Genomic DNA, 15,273 nt, shown 5'->3' with positions numbered 1-15,273 from the left:
AAGCGTCAAGAGGTCCAGACCTCCTTGGCGCCTCTTCGTCAGATGCCCAACTCCTGTGCCAGCACGGCCGCTTGGAGCCGGCTGCGAAGCTCCAGCTTGCCCAGCAGCCTGCTGACGTGGGTCTTCGCCGTGGCCTCCGCCATCTCCAGCCGGGCCGCGATCTCCACATTGGACAGCCCCTGACCCAGGCAGGACAGCACCTCGCGTTCGCGCGGCGTCAGCCCCGCCACCGCCGCGCTCTGCGCCGCGTTGGCACTCCGTACCCGCGGGGCCGCGAACTCGGCGATCAGGCGGCGGGTCACCGCCGGTGCGATCAGGCCCTCCCCGCGCGCCACCGTCCGCACCGCCGTGATCAGCTCCGCCGCCTCCGCGTTCTTCAGCAGGAAGCCGGCGGCCCCCGCGCGCAGCGCCCCGAACACGTACTCGTCCAGATCGAAGGTGGTCAGGACGAGTACGTCGGCCAGCCCCTCGGCGACCACCTGCCGGGTCGCCGACACCCCGTCGAGCACCGGCATCTGTACGTCCATCAGCACCAGGTCCGGACGCAGTTCCCGGGCCAGCCGGACCGCCTCCGCGCCGTCCGCTGCCTCGCCCACCACCTCGATGTCCCCCGCGCTGCGCAGGATCAGCACCAGCCCGGCCCGCACCGCCGACTGGTCCTCGGCCACCAGCACCCGGATCGTCACGCACCCGCCCCCTTCTCGTCGGCGGGCAAGGACGCCCGCACCCGCCATGTGCCCGGCCCGGCCGGCCCGGCCTCGAACACGCCGCCCAGCAGGGCCGTACGCTCCCGCATGCCCACCAGCCCGGCGCCCGAACCCGGCGCCCGCGGCCCCGGCCGACGGCCGTGCGGGCTGTCCACCCGTACGGTCAGCAGTCCGGCTGAACGCTCGACCCGGACGGTGACCCGGCCCGGCGCCGCGTGCTTCAGGGCGTTCGTGACGGACTCCTGGACGATCCTGTACGCCGCCAGCTCCACGGGCGCCGGCAGCGGCCCACCCGGCGGCCGGGCGTCCTCCAGGCGGAACTCCAGCCCGCTCGCCGCACCACCCGCCCCGGCCTGCGCCAGCAGCGCCCCGAGCCCGTCGAGGGAGGGCACGGCCGCGCCCTGCGCAGGATCGCCGCCGCCCGCGTCCCGCAGCAGCCCGATCAGGCGGCGCATCTCGGCCAGACCCTGGACGCTGTTCTCACGGATCACCCCCAGCGCCTCACGGCTGGTCTGCGGGGAGTCGATGGACAGCGCGGCCGTGGAGTGGATCGCGATGGCGGACAGGTGGCCCGCGACCATGTCGTGCAACTCGCGCGCCATCCGGGCCCGCTCCGCGGCCACCGCCTGGGTCCGGTCCATCTCCGCCAGCAGAGCGGTCTGCTCGGCACGCAGCCGGGCCGCGTCGGCGGCGTCCCGGTGGTGGCGCACCGAGGCGCCGGTCAGTGCCGGAGCGAAGGTGACGAGCGCGGTCAGCACGCCGATCAGCACGGCCTCCGGCCGCTCCAGCCAGGCCAGGGCGCCCGCGGTCGCGGCGACCGAGAGGAGGCCGGTGGCCACGGGTAGCCACCGGGCCTGCGCGGGCGGCCCGTAGAGAACGGCCGCGTAGACGAGGTCCGTGAACAGCAGCACGGTGGCGAGGTTCCCGACCGTGAACAGGTCGGCGGCCAGCGCGGCGGTCCCGGCCGCCAGCGCGATCCGCGGCCGGGTGCGGCGCAGCAGGGCCGCGCCCGCGGCCACCGCCAGCGGCAGCAGGCTGGCCCGGTCGGGCAGGCCCGGGCGGCCGGCGTTCTCGTGCACGCCCAGGCCCCACAGGAGCAGTCCCGTGAGCAGCCCGGACACCGCGATCAGCACGTCGTGCCGGTGGGGTCGGATGGTCGGGGTCGCCGCGATCGGGGTCACCACCCCATCCAACAGGGCATCGCGCGGCCCGGCCTCGGAACCCCGGCCGAGATCCGCCTGCACCTTTCGGTGTACCCGCGGATCGGCACCGGCGACGACGCCGGGCGGCCGGACGGCCGCGACAGTGGAAGGAGTCCCGCACTCCCGGCCCCGGAGAGGAACCCTCCCGTGATCGTCACCCTGATCGTCGTCTGCGAAGTCGGATTCTGGCTGCTGCTCGCCGGGGGACTGGCACTGCGCTACCTCGCGAAGATGCCCCGGGCCGGCGCCGCCGTGCTGCTCTGCGAACCGCTGCTGGAGCTGGTGCTGCTCGTCGCCACCGTGATCGACCTGCGCGGCGGCGCGGCGCCGGACACCCGGCACGGCATCGCCGCCCTCTACCTCGGCTACACCGTCGCCTACGGGCACTACACCGTGAAGTGGCTCGACGGCCACGCCGCGTACCGGCTCGCGGGCGGACCGAAGCCGGCCGGCGCGGGGTACGGGGCCGCGCGTGCCCGCCACGAGTGGCAGCTGTGGCTGCGGACGGTGCTGGCGGCCGCGGTCGCGGCGGGCCTGCTCCAGCTGGCGATCTGGTACGTCGGCGACGCGGGCGACACGGGGGCGTTGCGGGGGTGGCAGATGGTGACGCTGCGGGCGGTGGGGATCCATGCGCTGGTGGCGGCGACCTACACGATCTGGCCCAAGCGGGCCCCGACCACGGCCGCCCCGGTACCCGACCGAACGCGCTGACCCGTTCCGCCTGGCCGGCTGGCCGGGGTGCACCTCAGCCTCGCCTATGCCCTGGGGCGCAACCTCCAGCCTCGCCGGCTGGCTGTGGCGCCCTTCGGCTTCGCCTATGCCCTGGGGCGCAACTTCCAGCCTCGCCGGCTGGCTGTGGCGCCCTTCGGCTTCGCCGATGCCCGGGGGCGCAACTTCCAGCCTCGCCGGCGTTTGAGGCGCGGGTCCGGGCGGAGCCCGGTGCCCGGCGCCAGCCGGGTTGCAGTCCTGGGGCTCCGCCCCAGACCCCGCGCCTCAAACGCCGGCGAGGCTGGATACGGCCCCGGCGCCCGCCTCAAACGCCGGCGAGTTCGCCTCACACGCCGGGAGGCCGGAGGGGGGTCGGGGCGGCGTCAGGGTAACGGCGCGGCCGAGCGTCAGCGGTCGCCGCCCGGGACCCACAGGACGTCGCCGGTGGTCTTGTTCGCCGTGCGGGCGAGGATGAACAGGAGGTCCGACAGGCGGTTGAGGTAGGTCGCCGTCAGGGGGTTCATCGTCTCGCCGTGCACCTCCAGCGCCGCCCACGTGGACCGCTCCGCCCGCCGCACCACCGTGCACGCCTGGTGCAGCAGCGCCGCGCCCGGCGTCCCCCCGGGCAGGATGAAGCTGCGCAGCTTCTCCAATTGCTCGTTGAAGCGGTCGCAGTCCGCCTCCAGCCGGTCCACGTAGAACTGCTCGACGCGCAGCGGCGGGTACGCCGGGTCCGCCACCACCGGCGTCGAGAGGTCGGCGCCCACGTCGAAGAGGTCGTTCTGGACCCGGACGAGCACCGCGGCGACCTCGTCGTCCAGCGCGCCCAGGGCGATCGCCGTGCCGATGACCGCGTTCGCCTCGTTGGCGTCCGCGTACGCGGAGATCCGCAGGTCCGTCTTGGCGGTGCGGCTCATGTCCCCCAGGGCGGTCGTGCCCTTGTCGCCGGTGCGGGTGTAGATGCGCGTCAGATTCACCATGCGCCCAGCGTAGGCCGTCCCCCGCGGACCGGGCCGGGCCGGTCAACTGCGCGGCGCCCGCACGCCGATGGGCCGGACCGGTGTGATGTCCGTCATCTGAGACGTGACGCGTGTTACTTCACGGTCACACGGCAGCCCGCGGACGCTAGTCTCCGCCGGAGAGGCCGGAGTATCGACAGAGATCCAGGGGTGTGCAGTGGCTGGGAAGCTTGCCGTCATCGGTGCCGGACTGATGGGTTCCGGTATCGCTCAGGTGTCCGCTCAGGCGGGTTGGGACGTCGTCCTGCGCGACGTGACCGACGCGGCTCTGACGCGCGGTACGGACGGCATCAAGGCCTCGTACGACAAGTTCGTCTCGAAGGGGAAGCTGACGGCCGAGGACGCCGAGGCGGCCCTCGCGCGCATCACCACGACCACCGACCTCGACGCCGTCGCGGACGTGGACATCGTGGTCGAGGCCGTCTTCGAGAAGCTCGAGGTCAAGCACGAGATCTTCCGCGCCCTGGACAAGATCGTCCGGGAGGACGCGGTGCTCGCGTCCAACACCTCCGCCATCCCGATCACCAAGATCGCCGCGGTGACGGAGCGCCCCGAGCGGGTCGTCGGCGCGCACTTCTTCTCGCCGGTCCCGATGATGCAGCTGTGCGAGCTGGTCCGCGGCTACAAGACCAGCGACGAAACCCTCGCCACCACCCGCGCCTTCGCCGAGTCCGTGGGCAAGACCTGCATCGTCGTCAACCGCGACGTGGCCGGCTTCGTCACCACCCGGTTGATCTCGGCGCTGGTCGTCGAGGCGGCAAAGCTGTACGAATCGGGCGTGGCCTCCGCCGAGGACATCGACATCGCGTGCAAGCTGGGGTTCGGTCACGCAATGGGACCGCTGGCGACCGCCGACCTGACGGGCGTCGACATCCTGCTGCACGCCACGAGCAACATCTACACCGAATGCCAGGACGAGAAGTTCGCGCCGCCGGAGCTGATGCGGCGCATGGTCGATGCCGGTGACATCGGCCGCAAGAGTGGACAGGGCTTCTACAAGCACTGAGCGAGCGCGACCGTTCGAATGCATCACCCCCCAGGGTGAATTAGGTATCGGTTCGCTCACGGTCGGCAACTTCCCTGCCCCCGAGGCAGTCACTTCCAGTGAGAGTTGCCGACCTACGGACCACACGCACGCAGTACCTGCCGGGGAGCACACATGCACATCAGGGGCGACCACGCCGAACTCGCTGTCGGGGGCCGCCTCGACGTGCGCAGCGCGGCGGACGCCCGTACGGCCCTCCACTCGGCCCTCGACGACGGTGCCGGAGACCTCGTACTGGACCTGACCGGGCTCGACTCCTGGGACGCGACCGGGCTGGGCGTCATCATGGGCGCCCATCGCCGGGCCGGCCGGACCGGCCGCCGGCTCGTCCTGCGCGGTGTGCCCCCGCAGATGCAGCGGCTGCTCGTGGCCACCCGGCTGCACCGGATCCTCGCCATCGAGGGCGGCCTCGCCGCGGAGTCCCTGCCCCGCGTCTGACCCCGGCCCGCGGCCCCGCGCGCACCCCGGTCGCCCGCACCCCGGCGCCGGTCCCGCACCGCGCCCCCGCCCGCGGACCCCGTGCCGCCCGACGCCGTCCACGGCGTCTGCGGAAGGCCCCCTCCCCACGGGCACGTCCGAGGCCATAACGTGATGCTCCTGTGCGGATGGGACCCCGCCTGTTCCTGGATACTTGGCCTACGTCTAGGGTTCGGCCGTGTCGGCTCGTGGAGAACCCGTGGGCGGACGCCGGACCAGCAGCGACAGCGGAGTGTGCGAAGGCCGGGAGGAACGACGGCGCACGACGCGATCGGGGGGCTTGGGCCATGGACCGCATACAGGGGCTCGGGGGAGCGGACGAAGACGGCGGCGCCGAGGGGCGCCGGCCCGGACCCGCCCGGATCACCCAACTCGACTGCGGCGACTTCGTCCTGACGGTCAACCCCGTCGACGGCAGCGAGATAGAACCGCGCCGGCCCGACGCCCCGCAGACCACCGTCGCCAAGCGGTCCGCCGAGGACCGCGCCGCCCTGGCCGCGGCCGCCCTGCCGCCCGTACCGGCCGGCGCCGCCCTCGACGCCCTCCCCGAGCTGCCCCTCCTCGAACGCGACGCGGACCGCGAGCGCCTGGTGGGCCTGCTCTCCCGCGGCCGCTCCGTACGTGTCACCGGGCCCGCCGGATCCGGCCGTTCCGCCCTCCTCGACGCGGTGGCCGCCGACTGCGCCGGGCTCGCCCCCGACGGCGTCGTCCGCCTCAGCGGCCACCGGCAGAGCGCCGCGGACCTGCTGCACGCCCTGTACGCCGCCGTGTACGACGCCCCGCGCCGGCGCCCCGGCCACCGGGAACTCCTGGACCGCGTCGGCGAAATCGGCGCCGTCGTCGTCATCGACGACCTGGAGACCGGCGGCGCCGGGCTCGAGGAACTCCTGCGCGCCACCCCCGAGTGCGCCTTCCTGATCGCCGTGGCCCCCGACACCGCGGCCGCCACGGCCGACGGCCACCTCGAAGAGGTCGCACTCGCCGGACTCACCAAGCCCGCGGCCGCGGCCCTGCTGGAGCGCGCCGCGATGCGGCCGCTCACCGCGGAGGAGACGGCCTGGGCCGACGACCTCTGGTTCGCCTCCGAAGGCCTGCCGCGCCACTTCGTACAGGCCGCCGCCCTGCTCCGGCAGCGCGACGCGATCAACCACGTGGACGAGGACGACGACGAGGACGAGCCGGGCGTCTTCGAGGAGCGCGCCCCCGAGGCCGCCCACGTGGGCCTGCCCACCCTCGGCCAGGCCGCCGCCCCCGCCGTGCTGCTCGCGTCCCGGCTCAGCGAGTCGGGCCGCGCCGCCCTCCGCTTCGCCGTCGCCCTCGGCGGGGAACTCCCGCACCAGGCGCACCTGCCCGCCCTGGTCGGCGACACCCACGCGGACACCGCCGTCGGCGAGCTCCTCGGCTGTGGGCTGCTCACCCCCGTCGGCTCCCGCTACCGGCTGGCCGCCGGCGTCGTACCGCAGCTGGAGGAGGCCGGATACGGCGACGAGGCCGCCGAGCGGGCCCTGACCGCCGCCCAGCACTACACCTGGTGGACCGGGCACGGCTCGGTGACGCCCGAGCGGGCCGCCGCCGAGGCGGACGCCGTCCTGGCGGTCCTGGCGACCCTGGTGCCCGGGCAGGGGGACGGCGGGCCCAGTGCCGCCGTGCTGCTGGCCCGTACCGCCGCACCGGCCTTCGCCGGCGGACTCCAGTGGGGCGCCTGGGAGCGGATCCTGCGGGCCGGCCAGGAGGCCGCCCGGATCGCCGGAGAGGTCGCCGAGGAGGCGTACTTCCACCACGAGCGGGGCATCCTCGCGCTCTGCAACGAACAGCTCGACCGGGCCCGCGCCGAGCTGGAGGCCTCCATCGGCCTGCGCGGCGCGCTCGCCGACAAGCGCGGCACGGTCGCCGGGCGGCGCGCCCTCGCCCTCGTCGACGACCGGGAGGGCGGACCGCGCGCGGCCGGGCCCGTCTCGCCGCCGCTGGTACTGGAGGCGCCCAAGCCGTCCGAGGCGATGACCCAGGGCCTGCCGCAGCTCGACTTCGCGGCCGAGACGCCGCCGATACCGGACGCCGTCAAGGCGGCGTTCCCCCGGCTCACCCCGCCGAGCGATGTGACGGCGACCCCGCCGCAGCCGGTGGTGGCGGTGCTGCCCCCGGTGGAGCCCGGCGAGTCCCGGCCGTCGGTCCTGCGGGGTGCCCGCCGCAACGTCCTCGCCGCGGCCGCCGGCGCCGTACTCGTCGCGGTCCTCGGCACCGCGGTGACGCTGGGTCTCGGCGGCGGCGACCGGCCGGTCGGGGAGCAGCAGCGCAACGGCCGGTCGGTGAGCGGCGGCGCGAGCAGCGCACCCGCCACCGACGACCCGGCGGGCGCCACGACCCGCGACCCGGGCGGCGGCTCCACCCCCGGCGCGGCCGCGGGCGGCCCCGGCGCGACCGGTCCGGTCGGCACGGTCGGCTCGGCGGGTCCCACGGGCTCCTCCCCGGGCGCCACCGGCTCGCCGAGCGCCACCCCGCCGGGCACCAGCCCGACCCCGTCCCGCCCGGGCAGCAGCCGCCCGACCCCGCCGTCGACCTCCGGCACCCCCGGCGGCGGCACGTCGAGCCCCGGCACGACCGGTACGACCACCGGCGACCCCGGCACCACGGGCACCACGACGGGCGACCCGGGGACGACGGGCACGACCACCGGCGACCCCGGCACCACGGGCACCACGACGGGCGACCCGGGGACGACGGGCACGACCACCGGCGACCCCGGCACCACGGGCACGACCACCGGCGACCCGGGGACCACCGGCACCACCACCGGCGACCCCGGCACCACGGGCGACGCGGCCGGCACCGGCACCGGCACCACGGCGTAGGAACGCCAACGGCCCGCGCCGTTCGGCGCGGGCCGGTCGATTCGGCGGCCGGCAGGCCGTACGCCCCAGGGGGCGCGGGCCGGTCGGAACGGTCCGTCAGAACAGGCGGAGCTTGTCGTCCTCGATGCCGCGCATGGCGTTGTAGTCGAGGACCACGCAGCCCATGCCGCGGTCGGTGGCGAGCACCCGGGCCTGCGGCTTGATCTCCTGCGCCGCGAAAATGCCCTTCACCGGGGCGAGGTGCGGGTCGCGGTTGAGCAGCTCCAGGTAGCGGGTCAGCTGCTCGACGCCGTCGATCTCGCCGCGGCGCTTGATCTCGACCGCCACGGTGCCGCCGTCGGCGTCCCGGCACAGGATGTCGACCGGTCCGATCGCGGTCATGTACTCGCGCCGGATCAGCGTGTAGCCCTCGCCGAGCGTCTCGATCCGGTCGGCCAGCAGCTCCTGCAGGTGCGCTTCCACGCCGTCCTTGATCAGGCCCGGGTCGACGCCCAGTTCGTGGGAGGAGTCGTGCAGGACTTCCTCCATCGTGATGATGAGCTTCTCGCCCGCCTTGTTGATGACCGTCCAGACGCCGGCGTCGTCACCGCTCCCCTCTTTGAGGGTGCACGGCGGGGACATCCAGTTGAGCGGTTTGTACGCCCGGTCGTCCGCGTGGACGGAGACGCTCCCGTCGGCCTTCACGAGGATCAGACGGGGTGCGGAGGGCAGGTGGGCGGTGAGCCGGCCCGCGTAGTCGACGGAGCAGCGGGCGATGACGAGACGCATGGTCGGCAACGCTACTCGACCGACCGGCCCCGGCGCGATTCGCCCCTGAAAGCCCCGTTCGTTAGTGGCTCGTTGTATGCGCATTCTCCTGGTGTCGCATCCACGGGGCGCCTACCGTGTTAGCAGGAGGTCGTCGAACGCGCACGCTGCGTCGCCGCCTCCTTCCCTGCCCGTAAGACCCCGGCCACCCCGGGGTCGCGAGAGGAGAACCCATGTCGCTCGACGTCTCACCGGCCCTACTCGAACAGGCCGAGCGAGGCGAGGTCGACGAAGCCGCTTTCGTCGACTGCGTCCGGACCTCCCTGCCTTACGCATGGGAGATGATCAGCTCCCTGGTGGCCCAGCTGAAGGTGGACGGCGGACAGTTCGCCGACAACCAGACGCCGCCGCCGGACGAGCAGGCGCGCGGTCAGCTGCTGCGCGCCCTCGCGAGTGACGCGATACGCGGTGCGCTGCAGCGGCATTTCGGGGTGCGTCTGGCATTCCAGAACTGTCACCGCGTGGCGGTGTTCCCGCTGGATGCGTCGGTCGACGACCGGCTGGCCAAGTTCACGTCCATCCGCGGCCAGCTGCTCAACCAGTCGCCCGAACTGCGGGACTGCTAGTTCTTCGCTGCCGCTCGTCATCCGCGCAAGACCGAGGGATGGGGAGCGGCAGCCCCCTGGGGGTGTGCACGGGGCACACCCCCGCAGGGCGGCGCGCGCCGTGGCGCCGGGGCGGGCGTCAGCCGAGGCGGGGCAGGACCTCGGAGCCGAGCCGCCGGACGTTCTCCTCCGTGGCGGCGAGATCCCCGGAGCCCTCGACGAGCAGGGCGAAGCGGGTGATGCCCGTGCGCTCGGCCGTGGCCGCGAGCCGGTCCGCGGCCAGCTGCGGAGTGCCCACCGGGTGCAGTCGGCACAGCAGTTCCGCGTACGCCACCGGGTCGCGCATCGCGCGCTGCCGGCCGTCCACCGTCTCGTACGCGTCGAGCCCCTGCCGCAGCCACCCCGGCATCGCCTTCACCAGCGTCTCGACGGCGTCCGCCGTGCGGTCGGCGAGCTGCGCCACGCCCGCCGAGACGTGCCCGGCCGCGGCCACCGCGGCCCGCGGGTGCCCGGCGGCGAGCGCGGTCTCCCGCCACAGGGCGACCATCCCGGCCTTGTCCTCGTCACCGCAGTGCATGCCGAGCAGCATCGGCAGCCCGCGCTCGGCGGCCAGCCGCACCGAGGTCGGCGAGGTGCACGCGACGATCACCTCCGGGCCGGCGCCGTCCCCGTCGAGGGCCTCCGCCGGACGCGGTACGACGGCCACCTCGCGGAAGGTGTACCGGCCGCCCGCCGCGGCCACCCGGGGCTCGCTCAGCCAGCGCCGCAGCAGGTCCAGCGACTCCGGGAAGCCGTGCTCGTACGCGCCGAGCCCGGCGTCGAAGACCTCCAGGTCCACCCACGGTCCGCCGCGGCCCACGCCCAGCGTGAAACGGCCGCCCGAGGTCAGGTGCAGCAGCGCGGCCTGCTCGCCGAGGGCCACCGGGTGCTGGGTGGGCAGCACGCTGACCGCGGTGCCCACGTGCAGCCGCCGGGTGCGGCCGAGCATCAGGGCCGCGAGCGTCACCGCCGACGGGCACACCCCGTACGGGATGAAGTGGTGCTCGGCGACCCACACGGAGTCGAGCCCGGCCTCCTCGGCCACCTCTGCGGTGCGTACCGCACGGTGCAGTACCTCCCCCTGCCCCTGGCCCGGGAACTGGGCCGCCAGTACAAACGCTCCAACGCGCATCGCCTTGTGCCTCCTTGCGGCCGACGCGGCTTCCCCATGGCAACAACGTCCGACACGTGCCAAAGGCACGGCTGCGTAAGGAAGTTATTGAGATTGTCGGGGAATCACTCCTGGGACGGCTGCGGAGTGCTGCCCTCCGCTGCCACCATGGGGCCACGCCGCGCCCCGCCGCGTAGTCTGGAGAAAAGTCCGTGTCCACCGCACCTACGTGAGGTATACGTGTCACCGCGTCACAACCGCCCCCGAGGCGGCGAGAATCCGTCGGAGCGCGACAGCGCCGGCGTGGACCGCTTCGGCCTGGAGCAGACGGAGGAGTGGCAGGGGGAGGACTGGAAGGTCCGCCACGTCGCCGGCGCGAGCGCGCAGGGCAAGCGGTACCGCTGCCCGGGCTGCGACCAGGAGATCCCCTCCGGGGTGCCGCACCTGGTGGCCTGGCCGGAGTACGGCGGCGTGGACGACCGCCGGCACTGGCACAAGGCCTGCTGGAACGCGAAGGACCGCCGCACCTCGAAGGTGCAGCGGTCCCGCAACGCTCCCCGGTACTGAGCCGGCCCGCTCAGACGTCCCGGCGGCGGGTCTCGGCGTACGCGGCCGTCACCGCGAGCGCGACGACCACCAGCAGCAGCAGGAACTGCCGCACCGGCTGGGTCGGGAAGCCCTCGCCGTCGATCGGCAGGCCGAACAGCTCGGCGAGCGCGACCGGCGCGTTGTACTGGGCCATCAGCCGGGACAGGCCCTGGGTGGACTCCCACACGGACAGGAAGCCGGCCATGACCGGCGGCAGGGTGACCACGCCGAGCATCACGGCGATGGCGCCCGCCGAGTGCCGCAGGATCGCGCCCACGGCCAGGCCGAGCACTCCGAGCAGGGTGACGTACATGCTGCCCGCGAGCGCGCCGAACCACTCGCCGGGGCCGTGCGCCCCGGAGTTGGGGCCGCCGTGCAGCAGGACGCCGCCCAGGCCCACCAGGAACACCGAGCCGGCCACCGTGGCGAACGCCAGCATGCCGAAGACGAGGAACTTGGCGGTCAGCACCCGGTGCCGCTCGGGGGCGGCCGTGAACGTGGTGCGCACGAGCCCGGTGCCGTACTCGGAGGAGATCGTCAGCACGCCGAGCACCATCACGCTGATCTGTCCGACGAACAGGCCGAACAGCGCCGGGGTGATGAACGGAACCTCCGCGAAGTCCCGGTCCGAGGTCTGCAGGAGCGCGATCAGGCCGACCCCGATCACCAGTCCGGCCATCGAGCCCAGCGTCCACAGGGTGGAGCGGAGCGAGGTCATCTTGGTCCACTCGGAGGCCAGGGCGTGGCCCAGGGTCGGCCGGGTGGCGGGCAGCGGAGAGGTGTAGCCGGTGGTGCCGGCGCCTGCGGCGGGGGCGGTCATCGGGGGTCCTCGGGGGTGGTCGTGGTCGTGGCCGCGGGCGGGGCCGGGGGCGATCCCGCGGCCTTGCCGGCCGCGCCGGACGGGCCGGCCGCGCCGGACGGGCCGGCCGCACCGGAGGCGCCGGACGGGGCGGAGGCGCCGGACGGGGCAGGGGCCAGGTCGGCGGGCTGTGCGGGCATCAGGAAGGGCTGTCCGCCGCTGCCGGGCGGCGGGGGCGCGAACCAGCCCTCCTGGGGCACCTGGGGCGCCTCCTCGTCGGGGAACGGCCGCAGCCCCTCGGGCTCCGGCTCCCAGAGTTCGGCCCGCGGGTCCTCGGTGGAGGTGTACTCGACCTCGGACTGGGTCAGCCGCATGTAGGCCTCCTCCAGCGACGCCTGGTGCGGCGAGAGCTCCCACAGCCGGATCCCGGCCTCGTGCGCGAGGTCGCTGATCCGGGGCAGCGCGAGCCCGGTGACGCGCAGCGCGCCGTCCGGTTCGGTCAGCACCCGGCCGCCCGCGCGGTCGAGCAGGGCCGCCAGCGCGTCCCGGCCCGCCGGGCCGGTCTCGGCGGCCCGCACCCGGGCGAAGTCGGCGGAGTTGCGGGAGATGAAGTCGTGGACGCTCATGTCGGCGAGCAGCCGGCCGCGGCCGATCACGATCAGGTGGTCGGCGGTCACCGCCATCTCGCTCATCAGGTGCGAGGAGACGAAGACGGTACGTCCCTCCCCGGCGAGCTGCTTCATCAGGTTGCGCACCCACAGGATGCCCTCGGGGTCGAGCCCGTTGACCGGCTCGTCGAAGAGCAGTACCTGAGGGTCGCCGAGCAGGGCGGCCGCGATGCCGAGCCGCTGGCCCATGCCGAGGGAGAAGCCCTTGGTGCGCTGGCGGGCCACGTCCTGGAGCCCGACCACGTTCAGGACCTCGTCCACCCGCTTCTCCGGGATCCCGGAGAGCTGGGCGAGGGCGAGCAGGTGGACCCGGGCCCGGCGGCCGCCGTGCATCGCCTTGGCGTCCAGGAGCGCGCCGACGTGCCGCTGGGCGTTCGGCAGCGCGCGGAACGGGTGCCCGTTGATCGTGACATGACCAGCGGTGGGCCGGTCGAGGCCGAGGATCATGCGCATCGTCGTCGACTTGCCGGAGCCGTTCGGCCCCAGGAAACCCGTCACCAGACCGGGCTTGACCTGGAACGACAACTGGTCGACGGCGGTCTTGGCGCCGAAGCGCTTGGTCAGGCCGACTGCCTCGATCATTGCTCTGCCCCTTGCCAGGCCGGGACGTCTTTCGCCCGCGTAAGGATTAAGAGCTTATCTGTGGCCTGACGGTTCCGTCCCGGGCGAAGAGCCCGGGACGACCCTGATCCGACCCTGAGGTGTCCCTGACCTGCCCCGGGCGTGCCCCTGACACTGTCCCTGACACCCACCCGGGCCCCACGCCGCACCCACCCGGCGAGGCGGTGTGGCTCACGCGTCCCGGTGCTTGATCACCAGCCAGCCGCCGAGCAGCGCGGCCGCCACCCAGAGCACCATGATCCCCAGCCCGCCCCAGGGCCCGTACGGCGCCTCGTCGCTGCCCATCGCCATCGGCACCACCTGCATGATCTTGGAGCCGGCCTGGTCGGGGAAGAACTGCGCGACCTTCTTGGCGCCCGGCACCGCGGACAGGATCTGCGAGACCAGGAAGAAGAACGGCATCAGGATGCCCAGCGAGAGCATCGAGCTGCGCAGCATCGCGGCCACGCCCATCGAGAAGACCGCGATCAGCGCCATGTAGAGGCCGGCCCCGAACACCGCCCGCAGCACGTTCGGCTCGCCGATGGTCGTCCGGTGCCCGCCGAGGAGGGCCTGGCCGAGGAAGAAGGACAGGAAGCTGGTCGCCAGCCCGATCACCAGCGCGAGCGCCGCCGCGACCGTGATCTTGCCGAAGAGGAAGGCCGCGCGCTGCGGGACCGCGGCCAGCGAGGTGCGGATCATGCCGGAGCTGTACTCGGTGCCGACCACCATCACCCCGAACACCACCATCGCCAGCTGCCCCAGCACCATCCCCGAGAAGCTGATCAGGGTCGGGTCGAAGGTGGCCCGCTCCAGGTCCGAGAGGTTGTCGAACTGCGACTTCATCAGGGCGCACAGCGCCGCGCTCAGCGCGACGGTCACCACGAGCGCGCTGACCAGCGTCCACGTGGTGGAGGCGACCGTGCGGATCTTGGTCCATTCGGACGTGAGGACGGCGGAAGCCGAGGCCATCGGGTCACTCTCCCTTGCGCAGCTCGTCGAACGAGGAGCCCCAGCGCGGCGCGTCCGCCGGCGCCGGCGGGGCCGCCGGGTGCACCGGGTCGGCCGCGAGGGCCTCCGCGCCGGATCCGCCGCCGGGGGAGTGGGCGTGGTACTCCACCGCGCCCGCGGTCATCCGCATGAAGGCCTCCTCCAGCGAGGCCCGCTGCGGGCTCAGCTCGTGCAGGACGACGTGGTGGCGGGCGGCCAGCTCGCCGAGGTGCTCGGCGCTCACCGCGTCCACCTCCAGGACCCCGCTGCCGGCGCTCACCGCCGTGATCCCCTCCTGGTGCAGGAGGTCCCGCAGCCGTTCCTGCTGCGGCGACCGCATCCGTACGTAGCTGCGCGAGTTCCGCTGGATGAAATCGGCCATGGACGTGTCCGCGAGCAGCCGCCCCTGACCGATAACGATCAAATGGTCGGCCGTCAGTGCCATTTCGCTCATGAGATGGCTGGAAACGAAGATCGTACGACCCTCTGCCGCAAGCCCCTTCATGAGATTGCGGATCCAGTGAATTCCCTCCGGGTCCAGACCATTGACGGGCTCGTCGAACATGAGGATCTCCGGATCACCCAGCAGGGCGGAGGCGATTCCCAGCCTTTGTCCCATGCCGAGCGAGAAACCTTTCGATTTCTTCCGTGCCACGGCCGTCAGCCCCACCGTGTCCAGCACCTCCGCCACCCGGCTCTCCGGGATCCGGTTCGACTGGGCCAGGCAGAGCAGGTTGTTGTACGCGCTGCGCCCGCCGTGCATCGCCTTCGCGTCCAGCAGCGCGCCGATGTACTTCAGCGGCTCGTCCAGCTCGCGGTAGTGCCGGCCGTCGATCCGGACCGTTCCGCTGGTCGGGTTGTCCAGATCGAGCATCATCCGCATCGTCGTCGACTTGCCGGCCCCGTTCGGTCCGAGGAAGCCCGTCACCACCCCCGGTCTGACCTGGAAGCTGAGGTGGTCCACCGCGGTCTTCGTCCCGAATCGCTTCGTGAGGCCCTCGAGCTCGATCATGCCGAACACGCTAGAACGGCCAAGGGCCCCCCGCCACCGGAATGACGTAGGGGGCCCTTGGCCGCACGGGGGTGTGAACGCCGCGAACGGCGCGGGTACTACAGGTA

At 73.5% G+C, this 15,273-nt stretch carries 15 protein-coding genes; 6 read left to right on the top strand and 9 right to left on the bottom strand.

The features are described from left to right. Nucleotides 1-38: 38 nt before the first annotated feature. A complete protein-coding gene (locus tag OG764_RS12485) occupies nt 39-734 on the bottom strand; it encodes a response regulator transcription factor (protein WP_328968496.1) in 696 nt (231 codons plus the stop codon). Beyond that, nucleotides 683-1,891: a sensor histidine kinase gene (locus OG764_RS12480; RefSeq protein WP_328968495.1), complete on the bottom strand. Its 1,209-nt coding sequence runs from the start codon at nt 1,889-1,891 to the stop codon at nt 683-685. The genes OG764_RS12485 and OG764_RS12480 overlap by 52 nt, the downstream gene beginning before the upstream one ends. A 165-nt stretch (nt 1,892-2,056) precedes the next feature. On the opposite strand from OG764_RS12480, the gene OG764_RS12475 reads away from it, so the two are divergent. Then, a complete protein-coding gene (locus tag OG764_RS12475) occupies nt 2,057-2,620 on the top strand; it encodes a hypothetical protein (protein WP_328968494.1) in 564 nt (187 codons plus the stop codon). Between the two features lie 404 nt (nt 2,621-3,024). On the opposite strand, the gene OG764_RS12470 is transcribed toward OG764_RS12475, so the two are convergent. After that, on the bottom strand, nt 3,025-3,597 hold the full coding sequence (locus OG764_RS12470) for a cob(I)yrinic acid a,c-diamide adenosyltransferase (protein WP_328968493.1): 573 nt from the start codon (nt 3,595-3,597) through the stop codon (nt 3,025-3,027). A 196-nt stretch (nt 3,598-3,793) separates the two neighbouring features. Between OG764_RS12470 and OG764_RS12465 the strand changes: the two genes are divergently transcribed. From OG764_RS12465 to OG764_RS12455, 3 genes are all read left to right on the top strand, one after another. Beyond that, a complete protein-coding gene (locus OG764_RS12465; RefSeq protein ID WP_328968492.1) occupies nt 3,794-4,642 on the top strand; it encodes a 3-hydroxyacyl-CoA dehydrogenase family protein in 849 nt (282 codons plus the stop codon). Nucleotides 4,643-4,795: 153 nt separating this feature from the next. Further along, nucleotides 4,796-5,119: an STAS domain-containing protein gene (locus OG764_RS12460; RefSeq protein WP_328968491.1), complete on the top strand. Its 324-nt coding sequence runs from the start codon at nt 4,796-4,798 to the stop codon at nt 5,117-5,119. A 326-nt stretch (nt 5,120-5,445) separates the two neighbouring features. Continuing rightward, nucleotides 5,446-8,007 carry an ATP-binding protein gene (locus OG764_RS12455; protein WP_328968490.1) on the top strand — a complete coding sequence of 854 codons (2,562 nt, stop codon included), beginning with the start codon at nt 5,446-5,448 and terminating at the stop codon, nt 8,005-8,007. A gap of 96 nt (nt 8,008-8,103) precedes the next feature. Here the strand turns inward: OG764_RS12455 and nucS are convergent, their stop codons facing one another. After that, nucleotides 8,104-8,775: an endonuclease NucS gene (nucS, locus tag OG764_RS12450; RefSeq protein WP_328968489.1), complete on the bottom strand. Its 672-nt coding sequence runs from the start codon at nt 8,773-8,775 to the stop codon at nt 8,104-8,106. Nucleotides 8,776-8,987: 212 nt separating this feature from the next. On the opposite strand from nucS, the gene OG764_RS12445 reads away from it, so the two are divergent. Continuing rightward, the gene (locus OG764_RS12445) at nt 8,988-9,380 is read left to right on the top strand and encodes an SCO5389 family protein (RefSeq protein WP_328968488.1); all 393 of its coding nucleotides are present in this window, start codon (nt 8,988-8,990) and stop codon (nt 9,378-9,380) included. 118 nt (nt 9,381-9,498) lie between these two features. Here OG764_RS12445 and OG764_RS12440 read toward each other — a convergent pair whose 3' ends face one another. Beyond that, nucleotides 9,499-10,530, bottom strand: coding sequence for an LLM class flavin-dependent oxidoreductase (locus OG764_RS12440; protein ID WP_328968487.1), 1,032 nt, complete (start codon nt 10,528-10,530; stop codon nt 9,499-9,501). 219 nt (nt 10,531-10,749) lie between these two features. Between OG764_RS12440 and OG764_RS12435 the strand changes: the two genes are divergently transcribed. After that, entirely contained in the window at nt 10,750-11,076 is a 327-nt protein-coding gene (locus OG764_RS12435) for an ATP/GTP-binding protein (RefSeq protein ID WP_328968486.1), read from the top strand. A gap of 10 nt (nt 11,077-11,086) precedes the next feature. Here the strand turns inward: OG764_RS12435 and OG764_RS12430 are convergent, their stop codons facing one another. From OG764_RS12430 to OG764_RS12415, 4 genes are all read right to left on the bottom strand, one after another. Continuing rightward, entirely contained in the window at nt 11,087-11,917 is an 831-nt protein-coding gene (locus OG764_RS12430; protein ID WP_328968485.1) for an ABC transporter permease, read from the bottom strand. Next, entirely contained in the window at nt 11,914-13,146 is a 1,233-nt protein-coding gene (locus OG764_RS12425; protein ID WP_328968484.1) for an ABC transporter ATP-binding protein, read from the bottom strand. Before OG764_RS12425 ends, OG764_RS12430 begins: the two co-directional genes overlap by 4 nt. Nucleotides 13,147-13,356: 210 nt before the next feature. Continuing rightward, nucleotides 13,357-14,136, bottom strand: a complete 780-nt coding sequence (locus OG764_RS12420; protein WP_328968483.1) for an ABC transporter permease — start codon at nt 14,134-14,136, stop codon at nt 13,357-13,359. A gap of 4 nt (nt 14,137-14,140) precedes the next feature. Continuing rightward, nucleotides 14,141-15,166 carry an ATP-binding cassette domain-containing protein gene (locus OG764_RS12415; RefSeq protein ID WP_328968482.1) on the bottom strand — a complete coding sequence of 342 codons (1,026 nt, stop codon included), beginning with the start codon at nt 15,164-15,166 and terminating at the stop codon, nt 14,141-14,143. Between the last annotated feature and the right edge of the window lie 107 nt (nt 15,167-15,273).

This window comes from Streptomyces sp. NBC_00239 (genome assembly GCF_036194065.1).
Taxonomy (GTDB): Bacteria; Actinomycetota; Actinomycetes; order Streptomycetales; family Streptomycetaceae; genus Streptomyces.
The sequence above is the reverse complement of the archived record's forward strand: the minus strand, read 5'-3'. Positions and strand labels throughout refer to the sequence as shown.

Excerpts from the sequence above, each read along its gene's own strand:
- OG764_RS12455 (WP_328968490.1), top strand. The coding sequence starts at position 5,446 with ATGGACCGCATACAGGGGCTCGGGGGAGCGGACGAAGACGGCGGCGCC.
- OG764_RS12415 (WP_328968482.1), bottom strand. The coding sequence starts at position 15,166 with ATGATCGAGCTCGAGGGCCTCACGAAGCGATTCGGGACGAAGACCGCG.
- OG764_RS12430 (WP_328968485.1), bottom strand. The coding sequence starts at position 11,917 with ATGACCGCCCCCGCCGCAGGCGCCGGCACCACCGGCTACACCTCTCCG.
- OG764_RS12445 (WP_328968488.1), top strand. The coding sequence starts at position 8,988 with ATGTCGCTCGACGTCTCACCGGCCCTACTCGAACAGGCCGAGCGAGGC.
- OG764_RS12470 (WP_328968493.1), bottom strand. The coding sequence starts at position 3,597 with ATGGTGAATCTGACGCGCATCTACACCCGCACCGGCGACAAGGGCACG.
- OG764_RS12485 (WP_328968496.1), bottom strand. The coding sequence starts at position 734 with ATGGCGGGTGCGGGCGTCCTTGCCCGCCGACGAGAAGGGGGCGGGTGC.
- OG764_RS12420 (WP_328968483.1), bottom strand. The coding sequence starts at position 14,136 with ATGGCCTCGGCTTCCGCCGTCCTCACGTCCGAATGGACCAAGATCCGC.
- OG764_RS12440 (WP_328968487.1), bottom strand. The coding sequence starts at position 10,530 with ATGCGCGTTGGAGCGTTTGTACTGGCGGCCCAGTTCCCGGGCCAGGGG.
- OG764_RS12425 (WP_328968484.1), bottom strand. The coding sequence starts at position 13,146 with ATGATCGAGGCAGTCGGCCTGACCAAGCGCTTCGGCGCCAAGACCGCC.
- nucS (WP_328968489.1), bottom strand. The coding sequence starts at position 8,775 with ATGCGTCTCGTCATCGCCCGCTGCTCCGTCGACTACGCGGGCCGGCTC.
- OG764_RS12460 (WP_328968491.1), top strand. The coding sequence starts at position 4,796 with ATGCACATCAGGGGCGACCACGCCGAACTCGCTGTCGGGGGCCGCCTC.